This is a genomic window from Fructobacillus sp. ESL1129 (genome assembly GCF_058507945.1).
In genome coordinates this window covers 810,001-825,501 of sequence record NZ_CP196668.1, presented here as the reverse complement: position 1 = coordinate 825,501, position 15,501 = coordinate 810,001, and the positions used below count along the sequence as shown (strand labels likewise).

The 15,501-nt window shown below is 44.9% G+C and carries 12 protein-coding genes, 1 tRNA gene and 2 rRNA genes (1 of these 15 only partly in view); 10 read left to right on the top strand and 5 right to left on the bottom strand.

All coding sequences use genetic code 11. The features are described from left to right. Positions 1 to 30: 30 nt before the first annotated feature. The 5 genes from ACSYSL_RS04015 (at position 31) to ACSYSL_RS03995 (ending at position 4,705) form a co-directional block, all read left to right on the top strand. Positions 31 to 1,014: a rod shape-determining protein gene (locus tag ACSYSL_RS04015; protein ID WP_010690438.1), complete on the top strand. Its 984-nt coding sequence runs from the start codon at positions 31 to 33 to the stop codon at positions 1,012 to 1,014. A gap of 11 nt (positions 1,015 to 1,025) precedes the next feature. Continuing rightward, positions 1,026 to 1,235 carry a DUF2969 family protein gene (locus ACSYSL_RS04010; protein WP_491708417.1) on the top strand — a complete coding sequence of 70 codons (210 nt, stop codon included), beginning with the start codon at positions 1,026 to 1,028 and terminating at the stop codon, positions 1,233 to 1,235. Positions 1,236 to 1,305: 70 nt separating this feature from the next. Continuing rightward, positions 1,306 to 2,517, top strand: a complete 1,212-nt coding sequence (locus ACSYSL_RS04005; RefSeq protein WP_187753951.1) for an FtsW/RodA/SpoVE family cell cycle protein — start codon at positions 1,306 to 1,308, stop codon at positions 2,515 to 2,517. A gap of 9 nt (positions 2,518 to 2,526) precedes the next feature. Beyond that, positions 2,527 to 3,516 (top strand): DUF2785 domain-containing protein, encoded by a 990-nt coding sequence (locus ACSYSL_RS04000; protein ID WP_491708416.1) that lies wholly within the window; start codon positions 2,527 to 2,529, stop codon positions 3,514 to 3,516. 40 nt (positions 3,517 to 3,556) lie between these two features. Continuing rightward, on the top strand, positions 3,557 to 4,705 hold the full coding sequence (locus tag ACSYSL_RS03995; protein ID WP_010690434.1) for a D-alanine--D-alanine ligase family protein: 1,149 nt from the start codon (positions 3,557 to 3,559) through the stop codon (positions 4,703 to 4,705). A gap of 35 nt (positions 4,706 to 4,740) precedes the next feature. On the opposite strand, the gene ACSYSL_RS03990 is transcribed toward ACSYSL_RS03995, so the two are convergent. The 4 genes from ACSYSL_RS03990 to rpsD all read right to left on the bottom strand — a co-directional run bounded on the left by ACSYSL_RS03990 (position 4,741) and on the right by rpsD (position 8,000). Continuing rightward, positions 4,741 to 5,187, bottom strand: a complete 447-nt coding sequence (locus ACSYSL_RS03990; protein ID WP_491708415.1) for a universal stress protein — start codon at positions 5,185 to 5,187, stop codon at positions 4,741 to 4,743. Positions 5,188 to 5,543: 356 nt separating this feature from the next. Beyond that, complete coding sequence (locus tag ACSYSL_RS03985; RefSeq protein ID WP_491708414.1) at positions 5,544 to 6,842, bottom strand: replication-associated recombination protein A; 1,299 nt, start codon at positions 6,840 to 6,842, stop codon at positions 5,544 to 5,546. 65 nt (positions 6,843 to 6,907) lie between these two features. Then, positions 6,908 to 7,276: a DUF1694 domain-containing protein gene (locus ACSYSL_RS03980; protein WP_010690431.1), complete on the bottom strand. Its 369-nt coding sequence runs from the start codon at positions 7,274 to 7,276 to the stop codon at positions 6,908 to 6,910. A 112-nt stretch (positions 7,277 to 7,388) separates the two neighbouring features. Next, on the bottom strand, positions 7,389 to 8,000 hold the full coding sequence (gene rpsD / locus ACSYSL_RS03975; RefSeq protein WP_056995000.1) for a 30S ribosomal protein S4: 612 nt from the start codon (positions 7,998 to 8,000) through the stop codon (positions 7,389 to 7,391). Between the two features lie 340 nt (positions 8,001 to 8,340). Here rpsD and ACSYSL_RS03970 point away from each other — a divergent pair, with 340 nt between their 5' ends. After that, positions 8,341 to 10,044, top strand: a complete 1,704-nt coding sequence (locus ACSYSL_RS03970) for a septation ring formation regulator EzrA (protein ID WP_491708413.1) — start codon at positions 8,341 to 8,343, stop codon at positions 10,042 to 10,044. A 38-nt stretch (positions 10,045 to 10,082) separates the two neighbouring features. Here ACSYSL_RS03970 and ACSYSL_RS03965 read toward each other — a convergent pair whose 3' ends face one another. Then, entirely contained in the window at positions 10,083 to 11,489 is a 1,407-nt protein-coding gene (locus ACSYSL_RS03965; RefSeq protein WP_491708412.1) for an APC family permease, read from the bottom strand. Positions 11,490 to 11,595: 106 nt separating this feature from the next. On the opposite strand from ACSYSL_RS03965, the gene ACSYSL_RS03960 reads away from it, so the two are divergent. The 4 genes from ACSYSL_RS03960 to ACSYSL_RS03945 form a co-directional block, all read left to right on the top strand. Next, positions 11,596 to 12,156: a guanylate kinase gene (locus ACSYSL_RS03960; protein ID WP_187753949.1), complete on the top strand. Its 561-nt coding sequence runs from the start codon at positions 11,596 to 11,598 to the stop codon at positions 12,154 to 12,156. Between the two features lie 356 nt (positions 12,157 to 12,512). After that, positions 12,513 to 14,062: ribosomal RNA gene (locus tag ACSYSL_RS03955) — 16S ribosomal RNA — on the top strand. Between the two features lie 100 nt (positions 14,063 to 14,162). Next, positions 14,163 to 14,235, top strand: a tRNA-Ala gene (locus tag ACSYSL_RS03950). A 181-nt stretch (positions 14,236 to 14,416) separates the two neighbouring features. Further along, positions 14,417 to 15,501, top strand: a 23S ribosomal RNA gene (locus tag ACSYSL_RS03945); it runs 1,823 nt beyond the window's last position. The 16S and 23S rRNA genes sit together here with 1 tRNA gene alongside, the layout of an rRNA operon.

The window sequence follows — 15,501 nt, the reverse complement described above, 5'->3', positions numbered from 1 at the left end:
AGGTAACCTATATTTTGGAGAAAATGAACCATGGCAAGAGATATTGGAATTGATTTGGGAACAGCCAATGTATTGATCTATGTTGAAGGCGAAGGCGTGGTCTTGAATGAGCCATCCGTTGTTGCCGTTGACGATAAGACAGATCGTGTGTTGGCTGTCGGTGCTGAAGCTTATCGGATGGTTGGCCGTACACCAGGAAACATTCGGGCCGTTCGTCCGTTGAAGGATGGCGTCATTTCTGACTTTGACATCACGGAAGCGATGTTGACATACTTTGTGAACAAGTTGAACGTGAAAGGCTTTATGTCAAAGCCAAACATCATGATCTGCGCACCAACCAACATTTCTGAAATTGAACGTAAGGCAATCATCCAAGCAGCCGAAAAGGCCGGTGGTGCAAAGGTTTATTTGGACTACGAACCAAAGGTTGCCGCTATTGGTGCCGGACTTGATATCTTCAAGCCAGTTGGTTCAATGGTTATCGATATGGGTGGTGGAACTTCTGATATTGCCATCTTGTCACTTGGTGATATTGTTGTTTCCGAGTCTATCCGTGTTGCGGGTGACCGCATGAACATTGATATTGTTAACTACTTGAAGCGCGAACATAACTTAGTGGTCGGAGAGCGCTCAGCTGAAACGATTAAGATTGAAATCGGTTCGGCATTGCCATCCGAAGAACCAAAGACGATGGCGGTTCGTGGTCGTGATAACTTCCAGGGAATGCCACAGACCATTACGGTTAATGCAAACGAGATTGAAACTGCCCTTCATGAAACGTTGGCTCAGATTGCCGATGCTGCTCACTTGGCTTTGTCAAAGTTGCCACCTGAATTGGCAGCGGATATCATTGACCGTGGTATCATGTTGACGGGTGGTGGTGCATTGCTTGACGGAATTGATAAGTTCTTGGCTGACCGTCTTGAAGTGCCTGTTTTCATCGCAGAATCACCTTTGGATAATGTCGCAAAGGGAACGGGTGCATTGCTTGAACACATGAAGGCTAAGGGTTAAGGAGTTTTTGAATGTCAAAGAAAAATCAGAGCTTTGCTGTTTCGCTAAAAAATGAAGATAAGCTTTTGAAGGTATTCGTTGATGATCAAGAAATCGGTCAGATTGAAGAAAACCAAGGTGCCTTTGTTGGGACATTGGGCAAGCAAGTTGTGATTGCTGCGGCACAATCTGAGGATGAAGCTTTGCAAACCATGTTGGCTTCCTATAACCTTTACTATTAATTTTTAAAAGAATCCTTTGCTTCGGCAAGGGGTTTTTGTACATAATGACTTCACAATAAGGGAGAACATGATGCAACGTAGAGCTGCTCATCAATCGAATCGAACATCTGCCTCAGAGCTTGACTGGGGGATGATTCTGGTATTGATTTTGCTGATGTTAATCGGCCTTTATTCACTATACTTTGCCATTTTAAACGGTGGGAAAGATGCTTCGCCCCTTCGGGCAATTATTATGCAGCTGCTTTATTGGGCGGTTGGAGGAGTAATGATTGCCTTTATTATGCGATTCGATGCTTTTCAACTTTGGCGGCTAGCACCAATCGCCTATGGTCTAGGGATTGTCTTATTGATTGGCGTGCTCTTTTTCTATAACCGTGCGTTAGCGGCTTCCGCCGGGGCCAAGTCTTGGATTGCTTTTGGACCAGTTTCACTGCAGCCCTCTGAGGTGGTCAAGCCCGCTTTCATCCTGATGTTGTCGAAGGTGGTTGCCAATCACAATCGACTTTATCCAGAGCACACGACGGATTCTGACTGGTTATTGATTGGAAAAATGGTTGGCGTCTTTTTGCCAATTGCGCTTTTGATTGCATTGCAAAACGATTTGGGAACGCTTCTGGTTTTCATTGCTATTTTAGGTGGTATTACCATTGTTTCTGGTGTTACTTGGCGCATTCTTGGACCAATTTTGATTGCTGCCGGTACACTCGGCGGTGGCATGCTTTTCCTGGTGACTTCGTCCATCGGGCGCAGTATCCTAGGAGCGTTTGGCTTTCAGGCTTATCAATTTGCTCGAATTGATGCATGGCTACATCCCGGTCAGGATACATCTGATACGGGTTATCAGACTTATCAGAATTTGAAGGCCATTGGCTCAGGACAGCTTTTTGGTTCTGGTTTCGGTAACATGAAAGTCTTTGTCCCAGTCCGTGAATCGGATATGATTTTTTCCGTTATGGGAGAATCCTTTGGTTTTGTCGGTGGCGCCTTTTTGATTGCGGTTTATTTTCTTTTGCTTTACTTAATGATTCGAGTGACTTTTAAAGTGCGAAATTCATTTTACGCCTACATCGCCACTGGCGTTGTTGTCATGGTGCTCTTCCACGTATTTGAAAATATTGGGATGAACATTGGTTTACTTCCGCTTACTGGTATTCCATTGCCATTTATCTCGCAGGGGGGATCGTCACTGCTGTCAAATATGATAGGGGTTGGTTTGGTTATGTCGATGTCTTATCAGCAGCAAAGTCGTACTTTTAACGAATCAAATGATTTCTCTCTCTAAGGTTGCTGTATGAATCAATTAACAACGATTGCAGAAAAACAAAGCATTTTACTTCGGCAACTCCATGCCGGCGATTTATTCGAGTCTTTGCCTGACTTACTGCGGGCGATTCGAGAAGAACTGGTTTATGAAAAGGCGACGCCGGTTACACCCGTACTGGGTGCTGATGAATCTTTGGCGCAAATGACCACCTACCAAAAACAGTGGAATCAGCTTGAAGAAGGGCAGGTTGCTTATCTTGAGGATGCTGATTTACGTCGCTTTGTTGCCTTACTTTCTTCACCGGATGAATCGGTTCGTGATACAGGCACTTTCTTCTTTTTAGGTAACGCCATTCAAAACGGCCATCTAAGCAAGGCTCAGATGGTTTGGCTCACTGAGGAACTAATGGCCGATAACCGGCTGTTTGATCATCTGTTGGAAGAAGAAAACGATGCGGCTTATTACCGTTCGTATTGCCTCGCTGTTTTAGCTATTTTGTTGAATGAGGACGCTGTTCGAGCAGACCCCTTCATCTCAAATAAGCTTTTAGAGCACATTCTCTTTCAAATTGGGATTTATCTCCTTGCTGAAAAAGATACACGTGGTTTTGTTGAAGAACACGGTTGGGTTCACAGTTATACCCATCTGGCTAATGTCCTCGGCTTACTTTTTGAACGAAAAGACTTGAAAAGGGCGGATAAACTCTACCTTTTGGCCTGCTTAATGACCAACATGCGAACCATTAATACGCCGTTAACAATGGGCGAAATGGGTCGCTTAGTCGGCACCGTGCTGCAACTAAGCAAGCAACACCAGTTGTATGCCGATTATTTTTTGTTAACGTTAAAGCTTTGGCGACAGGACTTGGTTAACGAACCCTTTGCTCAAAGTCGGGCGAGCTGGCAAATGTTATATAACCGGGTGGATTTTTTTCAACAAATTTTGGCTTATGGGCCAACTGCTTCTCCTGAAATTATTTGGGAATATGCCCAAAATACGAAAAACTATCTTTCATAAACGTTACTCATCAACTTGATTGTAGAAAAGGAAAAAGGTTATGGCAAAACAACACGTCGTTTTACTCTTTGGTGGAAATTCTTCGGAACACGATGTTTCAAAGCGTTCTGCGTATAATTACTATAAGGCATTAGAAAAAACTGGAAAGTACGCTCTTTCGGTTGTCGCAATTGCCCAAAATGGTTATTTTCTGGATCCCGACCGTTCCATGAAAATCATGATGCAAGAAGAGGAACAGCCATTGGTTGATTCCTACATGGCAGAATTGAAGGAACAGGGGATTTTGTCACCCATCAAGGCCTTAGAAACACTGCCAGCGATTGATATTTTCTTCCCCGTTGTTCACGGTAATCTAGGAGAAGACGGGACCTTACAAGGACTGTTCCGTTTGTTGGACAAGCCCTTTGTTGGCGCTGCTCTCCGTGGTCATGCTGTTTCATTTGATAAGGTGCTGACGAAGGAAATTTTGACTCAAAATAACATTCGGAATACGAAGTACCTGGTGACTTATGCTTTTGATAAGCAACCATTGACTTGGGCAAAGGTGCAACAAGAGTTGGGGTCCGTTGTCTTTGTTAAAGCGGCGAACCAAGGCTCTTCAGTTGGTATTTCCCGTGCAGAAAATGAAGCTGAATTTGAGGCCGCTTTGAAGGATTCCTTCCAGTATGACCACAAAGTTTTGGTGGAAGCGGCCGTTAACGGCCCACGGGAGTTGGAAGTTGGTGTCATTGGAAACGATGAGATTCTGGTTTCTGAAATCGGGGCTCACCAGGTACCCGATCAGGGTGGTGATGGCAAGGGCTGGTATGATTACCATTCTAAGTTCGTTGATAACTCTTCCGTTGCCTTTGAAATTCCAGCAAAGCTACCAGCAGCCGTTACGCAAGAAATTAAAGAAATGTCAGCAAAGGCATACCGTGCACTGAATTTGCAGGGAGAGGCCCGAATGGACTTTCTGATTGATGAAGACAATGTACCGTATCTAGGGGAACCCAATACGTTACCTGGCTTTACTAACATGTCTTTGTTTAAGCGCCTTTGGGACTATTCCGACATCGACAATGCTAAACTAGCTGATTTGCTTGTGCAGTATGGATTCGATGCTTATAAGAAGTCCAAGGAGATTTCATATTCATTCGAGTCATTAGGTGAAGAAAAAGTCGGAACCTTCAATGGGCAAAAAAAGTAAAAAAAAAGAAGACCGTTAGGTCTTCTTTTTTTTGGTTATTTTTCGCGGACAACAAGCACATCCACTTGGCTGATTCGAGTGACATAAGAAGTGACAGAACCAACGACTAGTCGTTCCACGGCATTTAATCCGGTGGCACCGATGATGACCAGGTCGGCATGAATTTCTTCCGGAATATCATGGGCTAGAAGTGCCTTTGGTGAACCGTAATCGATACGGTAATCAACCGTTTCAATCCCGGCTTCTTTTACTTGTTGCTGATACTTTTCAAGCATTTGCCTTGCGTCTTCAGTGACGGTGTCAATCATGGAATTGTCAAAGGCGGAAATGTTATGGATGGCGCGTGTATCAATCACGTTGGCGAGCATGATTTTTGTCTTTTTGCCATCAGCATTTGCTAATGTAATAGCACGGTGTAAGGCAGCTTCGGACTCCTTTGATCCATCAATGGGTACGAGAATCTGTTGGTAAAACTGTGACATGGTTTTGTCCTCCTCATTTGCCCCTAGTATAAGCCAAAGTAAGAAAAAAGAACAATAAAAAAAGCCCACCCGCAAGTGGACTCGTAGGTCATGCCTACGATACTTCCTTGGTACCGTTAATCGCTGCTCAGATTTTCCTCGAAGTTATCGAGGTGGGTGATGCACCTTAAGGAATGTCTACCAAATGAGAAGGCTTGACATTCCGTTCGGGATTCTCGCCCTAATAAAAAGGTTGTAAGGAAAAAGCTGGTATTGCAGCAACGCGTATACCGAAGTATTCGTATCTAGTATAAGAAAAAAATGTTTAAAAAAACAGTCTTGACATGCCTAGAATTTTGTTTCGACAATGTTGACAGTCATTTGGCATTCTTCAATCCCTTGCTTTGGTTCTTCTTCAGATTTTCGTTGACGTCTTTCAACTGTTGTTCAAAAGTCGAATTACCCTTTGGCTGGAAGTAACGGTCATCCTTAATGGCATCCGGTAGGTATTGCTGAGCCACCCAATCATTATCAAAGTCGTGCGGATAAACATATTCATTTCCGTGGCCGAGCTTGGACGCACCGGAATAATGAGCGTCCCGAAGATGGGCGGGAATCTTTTGGGCCTTGGAGCGGCTGGCTTGCGCTAGGGCGGCATCCATTGCCTTGTAAGCAGCGTTCGACTTTGGTGAAAGGGCCAGCTCAATCACAGCATTGGCTAGCGGAATCCGTGCCTCAGGTAAGCCTAATTTTTCGGCTGTCTGAATTGCTGTAACGGCACGAAAGGCGGCATTTGGATTGGCCAAACCGATGTCTTCATAAGCAATCACCGTCAGACGTCGAACTAAGATGGGTAAATCGCCTGCTGCAATTAATCGAGCGGTATAGTGAAGGGCGGCATCAACATCAGAGCCGCGAATGGACTTTTGCAAAGCAGAAATAACATCATAGTGGGCGTCTCCGTCTTTATCCGCCACTAAGGCTTGTTTTTGTGACGTTTCTTCCACTACTTCGAGCGTAATCGGAATCACACCTTCTTTGTTTTCTTTTGTGGAGAGAACGGCCAGTTCGAGTGAATTGAGCGCAGATCGAAGATCGCCATTGGTTGCTTGTGCCAAGTGTTCCTTGGCTTCATCCGTGATTTGGACAGGATAGTGACCAAGACCGTTTTCTGAATCAGCCAATGCTCGGTCAATGGCTTTTTTAATATCCTCTGTTGCCAACGGATGAACCTGAAAAATTTGGGTTCGGGACCGAATGGCTGGGGTGACGTTCAGGTATGGGTTTTCAGTTGTTGCCCCAATTAAAATAATCGCGCCCGATTCGAGATGGGGGAGAAGAAAGTCCTGCTTCACCTTGTTTAAACGATGAATTTCATCAAGTAGTAAAACAACAGTGCCAGACATTTTGGCCTCTTCTGCAACGGCTTGTAAATCTTTTTGAGAATCAGTTGCCGCATTGAGAGCACGAAAGGCAAAGTTTGTTGAACCGGCGATAGCAGAGGCAATGGATGTCTTTCCTGTTCCTGGTGGTCCATAGAGAATCATAGAGGACAGTCGCTTTGCTTCAACCATACGCCAGATAATTTTATTTGGACCGACCAGGTCTTGTTGCCCAACGATGTCGTCGATTTTTTGTGGACGCATTCGGTAAGCTAGTGGTTTTTGTCCGGTCATGGTTGTCCTTTCTTGCTATTAAATAAGCAGACTTATATAAAAGTATCACTTTAGAAACGATTTTCTTAGAGTTCAATGTGTTCAAGGTTAACTGCCCCGTGGTCAGCTAAGACAATCGCATAGGGATCTTCAGTTTGCTTGCTTGTTTCGTTATTTGAAAGTAATGAATACTGATTACCTGATTTAATGGCAAGTTGTAAATAATCAATGTAAGCAGCACCCGCGTGATTCTGGTCGATTAGCAGTGTGGCGTTTGGGTATTGTGTTAATTTATCGGCTAACACCTGTTTGGCTTGTTCAGAATTAACTTGGGAGGTTTTGATTGCCAAAATCACTCGCTCACGATAGGTACCTAGATAGAGTCGTTTCTCGTCAGGCTTAAGGCTAGGGCCGTTACCTGTTTGGTTTTGTTCGAGTCGTTCGTTGACATCCATGTGCATACTCCTTTGTTTCTTCTGCCGTCTATTATACGTAAAAAGAATAGTAGATACAAAAAAGCCACTGCAATTGCAGCGACTTTTTGAAACAACCAATTGTGATAAAAAATTATCCCAAACGGTTGTAGTATTCGACGATCAAAGCTTCGTTGATGTCGGCATCAAGTTCTTCGCGTTCTGGCAAACGAACAAGCTTACCTTCCAACTTTTCCTTATCGAATTCAACGAACTGTGGACGTGAAACCACTGATTCGATGGCGATTTGGATAGGAACGATGTTCTTTGACTTTTCACGAACAGAGATCACTTGGCCAGGTACCACTTCGTATGAAGGGATATCAACGCGCTTGCCGTCAACCAAGATGTGGCCGTGGTTAACCAACTGACGTGCTTGTTGGCGCGTCGTTGCCAAACCGAGACGGTAAACCAATGAGTCCAAACGACGTTCGAGCAAGATCATGAAGTTGGTACCGTGAGTACCTTGGCGGATCTTACCAGCCTTGTTGAACAAACCGTGGAATTGACGTTCAGTCAAACCGTAAGTAAAGCGCAACTTTTGCTTTTCGCGAAGTTGAACACCATATTCAGAAACCTTACCGCGACGACCTTGTCCGTGGTCACCAGGGGCGTAGGCACGACGTGCCAATTCCTTACCAGTTCCTGAAAGAGAAACACCTAAACGACGTGAAACACGCCACTTTGGTCCAGTATAACGTGACATATATATGTCCTCCAAAATGTAGTTTGCTGTACATTTGAGGGCCTGCACCAGATGCGTGCAACGTCGATTGATTCGTTTCTCAGAAACCGTAGCTCAGTTCTTACTAACGAGTTGGGACGTTGTTGACGCGCTTCTTTGCAGACTGCTACCAATACAACTCTGATAAGTATACCAGTTAGAAGTTGCGATGGCAAGGTTTAGAAAGAATGGACCGCCTTTCTTCCTACTTTACTTAGGTAAAAAGTTAAGAAAAGTCTAAAAGCTTTTATTGAAGTAAGCATTATTAATGAAATAGTGTAAAGTTGTGGTAGAAGATTAGAGATAAGAAGAGGGCAACACCATGTGGATTATCATTGGAATTATGCTTGTACTGCTCGTTTTTGCAGCGGTTTCTTGGGCAATTATGGAGCAGCGTAAGGCCGCCGGACAAGTGGCTGATTTTGAATTAGCCAAAAAGGCCCTCTTGAATGAGCATGTTGACCAGTCAATTAAAGAGGCTAAAAAGATTTCATTGTCTGGGCAGGCGTTGAAAGAATATGAAGCGATTCAAGGACAGTGTTCCTATTTAAAGAAGACGCTTTTTGCACAAATGGATCAAGTACGCGTAGAGGCGGAGCGAAAAACTGCTGGGTTAAACGTCTGGGCAACGAAGCATTCCTTGCGTACACTCTTAGCGTTGACGAAGGAAGCTGCTCAAGTACAGGCAAGTATTAAAGATGGCTTGAATAATCTTTATAAGCAAAATGAACGTCATCACGCGATTATTCATCAATTGCACGAGGAACGTGCTGTTATCTTGAAACGCATTGAGGACGAACCTGAGAACTTTGGTCCTTCAGCCAAGGCCCTTATCGACTTTGTTAAAGATGGCGAAGATAACTATCAACGTTATTTGGATTTGGTTGAGCAGGGTGAAGCCGTTGAGGCCTCTGAAGTCTTTGAAACACTCGGTATGGAAGCAGGGCAGTTGACGCACTATTTGCAGTCAATTCCGTTAATTTTTGTACAATTGAACCAAAAATTTATTGAACAGATTCAAGAGATTGTTTCAGGTAAGGCTGATTTAGAAAAACGTGGGGTTATTTTTGACAATCAGCTTGTTCAAGCCGATTTGGAAAGAATTGATCAGGATCGATTAAAAGCGCTTGATGCGCTTGAATCACTTAAAATAAAGGAAGCAACTGATTTGCAGTTGCGTCTTAATCAAGAAATCCAGGATTTGTATGATGTTTTGGAAAAAGAATTAAATGCCTACCGACTGTATTTTAAGCAACAAGAAGTCGTCCAAGAAGCCTTTGACCGAATTTCAGAACAAAACCATTCCTTGATGATTGAATTGGCTTACCTCAAAGGACGCTTTCAATTTGCTAATGATGAAGATGGTCAACAACAGGGATATGCTAAGGAAATTGAAGACTTAGTAACTGGCCAACAGGAAGTGTCGTCAGCTTTGTCAGATAAAACCATGACTTATTCGGAAGCCGTTGCTCGTCAAGAAAAGTGGTTAACGGTGATGCAGGAGCTGGACCGGGATCAGGTGGCACTGTATAAGCAAATTGAGGCTTTCCAACCGGCTTTGAAATCTGCTAAAACCTATTCAGATGACTACATCGGCCAGTTGAAGGACTTGAAACGTTCGCTCGAACGTCGTGATTTACCAGGCCTTCCCAAGCTTTTCTTGGATCATTTCTTTGCTCTATCGGACGAAATGGCCCGTCTTGATACAGCGGTAAACGCCTCACAGGTTGATTTGGACGCCGTTCAACGTCAAGTTAACATTGTTTCTTCTGACTTGGATACAATGAAAGAAGAAGCAAAAGTCGTTGCAGAGCAGGCAGACTTGTCCGTTGCCCTTATGCAATATGCCAGTCGCTATGTGGACGAGAATGGCCAAATGGCGCAAGCCTTACAGAAGGCTTCGAAGTTGTACAATGATGAATTCGATTATGCTGCCGTTATTGGCGAAATCAAACCGGTACTCAATGAAATCGAGCCCGACGCCTATGCGCGCTTGGTTGCTAACCAAAATTCAATTGAATTGTAAAAAAAGAATCCACTTCGTGGATTCTTTTTTTTGAATTCTTATTGGTCTTGGTTGATAGCAGAATGCTTAATGCCGTATAGGAAGTACCAAAGTAAGCCAATGATGACCCAGACGAGGTACAGCTTCAAGGTAGCCAATGGCAGGCGAATAATTAAGAAGAGCGATAGAGCCGCTGAAACAGCAGGTAATACTGGATAAAGAGGCATTTTGAAACCATTGTGCTTCAAATCCTTTCGGCGACGTAGGAAGAGAACGCCGAAGGAAATAAACATGAAGGCGGTTAAGGTACCAATGTTAATTAGGTTTGTTAACGTGGAAAGTGGAATAAAACCGGCCAGAACTGATTCGACCACAACGGCCAAGATAATGGCGTTTTTAGGAAGATGTTGTCGATTGACTTTTCCGAGAGTGCGAGGCATCAAACCATCACGGCCGAATGAGTAGGCTAGTCGTGATGAGGCGAAAATCAAAGCCAGGATGGCTGTGAACATTCCAATCAAGGCACCAATTGTAATCACAACGGAAAACTGCGTCTGCTTAATTGTTTGCAAGGCGAAGGCAGCAGGATCATCAACACCTAATTTTTTATAATTAACAATTCCTGTCAATACAATGGCAAACAACGTGTAAAGTGTTGACGAAATGACAACCGTCCCGAGAATACCACGTGACATGGTTTTTGTCGGGTTCTTTACTTCTGCAGCATGGGCAGCAATGGTATCAAAGCCAAGGAAGGAGAAGATGATTGATGCGGTTGCTGCCGTAATTCCGCCTAGGCCCCAAAGACCAGTTTGGAATTGCTTAGGATAAAAGTCAGCGTAATTAGCAGGTTTAATAAAGAAAAGACCCCCAACAATGAAGAGTAAGATGATACCAACCTTCAAAACAACGCCGGCGTTCTCGACTTTCTTTGACTGGGATAATCCGGCAAAAAGAATGAAGGTAGCCACAAGAATGACGAGGATGGCCATTAAGTTGACGAAGCCTCCCTGTTCAGGCCCCGCCTGTAGCGTCTGTGGTAAAGAAAGGCCAACTTCTTTTAACAGTGAGTTGAAATAGGCTGAAAAACCGGTTGCAATGGCTGAAACAGCTAAGAAATACTCCAAAATAAGCGACCATCCGAGTACCCAGCCAATGACTTCACCGTAAATGACAGAGCCATATGAGTAGGCGGAACCGGCAACGGGCATGGCAGAAGAGAACTCTGCAAAGGCCATGCCGCAAATGCCAGAAAAGACGGCAGCGAGTAGGAAGGCGATGGCAACGGCCGGACCGGCGTTGTTTGCAGCTTCATGTCCGGGTAGAATGAAAATTCCAGATCCAATAACGGTTCCAACGCCCAAGCCAATCAAGTCCTTAGTCGATAAGACACGGGCCATTTGGCCGTCTTTTTCCAAGTAACCTTCCACTGATTCCTTTTGGAAGGCACGTTTCGCAAGATTCATGTTTTTTCTCACTTTTTTCTAATATTGGTTACTATTGTAGCAGGTCACTTTTCGCTTGTCGATTTTTAATGGTAGAATAGGCCAATAATAAAGGAGTTAAAAAGTAATGGAAAAGCGTGTCATTGTATTGATGGGACCGGCTGGGGCCGGTAAAAGTTCGGTTGCTTCCTATTTAAAAAAACGGTGGGGAATTCCACAAGTGATTACCCATACCACTCGCCAAATGCGAACTGGTGAAATAAACGGTCGCGATTACTATTTTGAAAGCCCAACTTCCTTCAAAAAGAACCATTATTTAGAGAAAGTCGAGTACTCAGGTCATCAATACGGTTCCTCTCACGAGGGATTGCTTGCTGGTTGGCAACAAAATCGATTGATTTCCATTGTATTGGACACAAAGGGTGCCGCGACGTATCGCCAAGAGCTCGGGCAAAGAGCCTGGCTTTGGTACATCACGGTCTCTGACGTTACGGTACTAGAAAAACGTCTTGAAAAGAGGGGCGACCAATCAGCAGCAATCCAAAAAAGATTGCACTCAACTGAATTCAAAAGAGATCTCGTCCTTCCCAAAATCTTGAAAAATGATGCAAACGTTGTGATTAATGATGATTGGGAAAAGACAAAAAAGGTTGTAGACGCACTGGTTGAGGGCTTTGAAAGTGACTAAACCTTTTCTTAAGAATTTTCTTCAAAAAAAGCATTGACCAGGAGGAAGAAAGTCAGTATACTAATTATTGTTCCTTGCGAGGGACAAGCGCTTCGGCAAAGGTCGAAGGGCAAGAAAACTCAATAAAAAGTAGTTGACAAAAGAAATGATGCCTGCTATGATATATGAGTTGCCCAAACGGGTTAGCACATTGAAAACTGAACAAAACTTTGAACAAACAAATCTGTAACGCGATTTAGCTTTGACAGCTAAATCGAACAAATTTGCGAAGTCAATTCGTAACAAACAATAAACGGATAGGCGTTATCGAGAGATAGCAACTAGTCAGTTTAATCGAAGAGCAATCTTCAAACTTTTAACATGAGAGTTTGATCCTGGCTCAGGATGAACGCTGGCGGCGTGCCTAATACATGCAAGTCGTACGAACAGCGGAAAGTGCTTGCACTTTCCAAGTAAGTGGCGAACGGGTGAGTAACACGTGAATAACCTACCTCAAAGTCTGGGATAACCATTGGAAACAGTGACTAATACCGGATAAAACCCAAGTGCACATGCACTAAGGTTAAAAGCTGCGTTTGCAGCGCTTTAAGATGGATTCGCGGTGCATTAGTTAGTTGGTGAGGTAAAGGCTCACCAAGACGATGATGCATAGCCGAGTTGAGAGACTGACCGGCCACATTGGGACTGAGACACGGCCCAAACTCCTACGGGAGGCTGCAGTAGGGAATCTTCCACAATGGGCGCAAGCCTGATGGAGCAACGCCGCGTGTGTGATGAAGGCTTTCGGGTCGTAAAGCACTGTTGTATGGGAAGAACGGGTTTAAGAGGAAATGCTTAGACAGTGACGGTACCATACCAGAAAGGGACGGCTAAATACGTGCCAGCAGCCGCGGTAATACGTATGTCCCGAGCGTTATCCGGATTTATTGGGCGTAAAGCGAGCGCAGACGGTTGCTTAAGTCTGAAGTGAAAGCCCACAGCTCAACTGTGGAATGGCTTTGGAAACTGGGCAACTTGAGTGCAGTAGAGGTAAGTGGAACTCCATGTGTAGCGGTGGAATGCGTAGATATATGGAAGAACACCAGTGGCGAAGGCGGCTTACTGGACTGCAACTGACGTTGAGGCTCGAAAGTGTGGGTAGCAAACAGGATTAGATACCCTGGTAGTCCACACCGTAAACGATGGATACTAGTTGTTAGAGGGTTTCCGCCCTTTAGTGACGAAGCAAACGCATTAAGTATCCCGCCTGGGGAGTACGACCGCAAGGTTGAAACTCAAAGGAATTGACGGGGACCCGCACAAGCGGTGGAGCATGTGGTTTAATTCGAAGCAACGCGAAGAACCTTACCAGGTCTTGACATCCTTTGAAGGTACTAGAGATAGTGCTGTCTTCTTCGGAAGCAAAGTGACAGGTGGTGCATGGCCGTCGTCAGCTCGTGTCGTGAGATGTTGGGTTAAGTCCCGCAACGAGCGCAACCCTTATGTTTAGTTGCCAGCATTCAGTTGGGCACTCTAGACAGACTGCCGGTGACAAACCGGAGGAAGGCGGGGACGACGTCAGGTCATCATGCCCCTTATGACCTGGGCTACACACGTGCTACAATGGCGTATACAACGAGCAGCAAACCTGTGAAGGTAAGCGAATCTCTTAAAGTACGTCTCAGTTCGGATTGTAGTCTGCAACTCGACTACATGAAGTCGGAATCGCTAGTAATCGCGGATCAGCATGCCGCGGTGAATACGTTCCCGGGTCTTGTACACACCGCCCGTCACACCATGGGAGTTGGTAATGCCCAAAGCCGGTGGCCTAACCTTCGGGGAGGAGCCGTCTAAGGCAGGACTGATGACTGGGGTGAAGTCGTAACAAGGTAGCCGTAGGAGAACCTGCGGCTGGATCACCTCCTTTCTAAGGATAACCGGAACGTTACAGGGACTTAAGTGTCAATTTGATTTGTTACAAAGTTTTGTTTAGTTTTGAGTGTGTGAACTCTACCGAATTTGGGTACGGGGGATTAGCTCAGCTGGGAGAGCACCTGCTTTGCAAGCAGGGGGTCATCGGTTCGATCCCGATATTCTCCATTGGTTGCTTCGGTAACCAAGCTTGTACATTGAAAACTGAATAATCAAGAAAATCTTTTAAAATCAAGAAATTGATTCTTAAATAAACCGAGAAACAACACAAGTTCTTTAAAAAGAACGGTTTAATCGCAGGTCTGAAAAATGACCAACTCATAAAACTGATCCAACTATAAATAGTTGTGGTTAAGTGAATAAGGGCGCGTGGTGGATGCCTTGGCACTAGGAGCCGATGAAGGACGTGACTAACTACGATAAGCTTCGGGGAGCGGTAAGTACGCTATGAGCCGGAGATTTCCGAATGGGGAAACCCAACATTATAATGTTATCTAAAAGTCAATACATAGCTTTTAGAAGGAATACGCTGTGAACTGAAACATCTCATTAGCAGCAGGAGCAGAAAGAAAAATCGATTCCCTGAGTAGCGGCGAGCGAAACGGGAAGAGCCCAAACCAGGATGCTTGCATCTTGGGGTTGTAGGACTGTCGTTGAGTTACCAAGTAAGCATTTAGGTGAAAACGTTGGGAAGCGTTATCAAAGAGGGTGATAATCCCGTAACCGAAAGATGACTTACCTCTAGACAGGATCCTGAGTACGGCCGGACACGAGAAATCCGGTCGGAATCTGCGGGGACCATCCCGTAAGGCTAAATACTCCCTAGTGACCGATAGTGAACCAGTACCGTGAGGGAAAGGTGAAAAGCACCCCGGAAGGGGAGTGAAATAGTTCCTGAAACCACGACGCCTACAAGAAGTCAGAGCCCGTTAATGGGTGATGGCGTGCCTTTTGTAGAATGAACCGGCGAGTTACGGTATCGTGCAAGGTTAAGGTGGAAAGACCGGAGCCGCAGCGAAAGCGAGTGTGAATAGCGCGACAAGTACGATGCTGTAGACCCGAAACCAGGTGACCTACCCATGGTCAGGCTGAAGGTGAGGTAAAACTTACTGGAGGGCCGAACCGGTGGAAGTTAAAAATTCCTCGGATGAACTGTGGGTAGCGGTGAAATTCCAAACGAACTTGGAGATAGCTGGTTCTCTCCGAAATAGCTTTAGGGCTAGCCTCATTATAAGCATACTGGAGGTAGAGCACTGTTAAGCCTAGGGGCCCATCTCGGGTTACCAAAGTTTGATAAACTCCGAATGCCAGATATGTATGAATGGGAGTCAGACGATGAGTGATAAGATCCACCGTCGAAAGGGGAACAGCCCAGACTGCCAGTTAAGGTCCCCAAATATATGTTAAGTGGAAAACGATGTGATAGTGCATAGA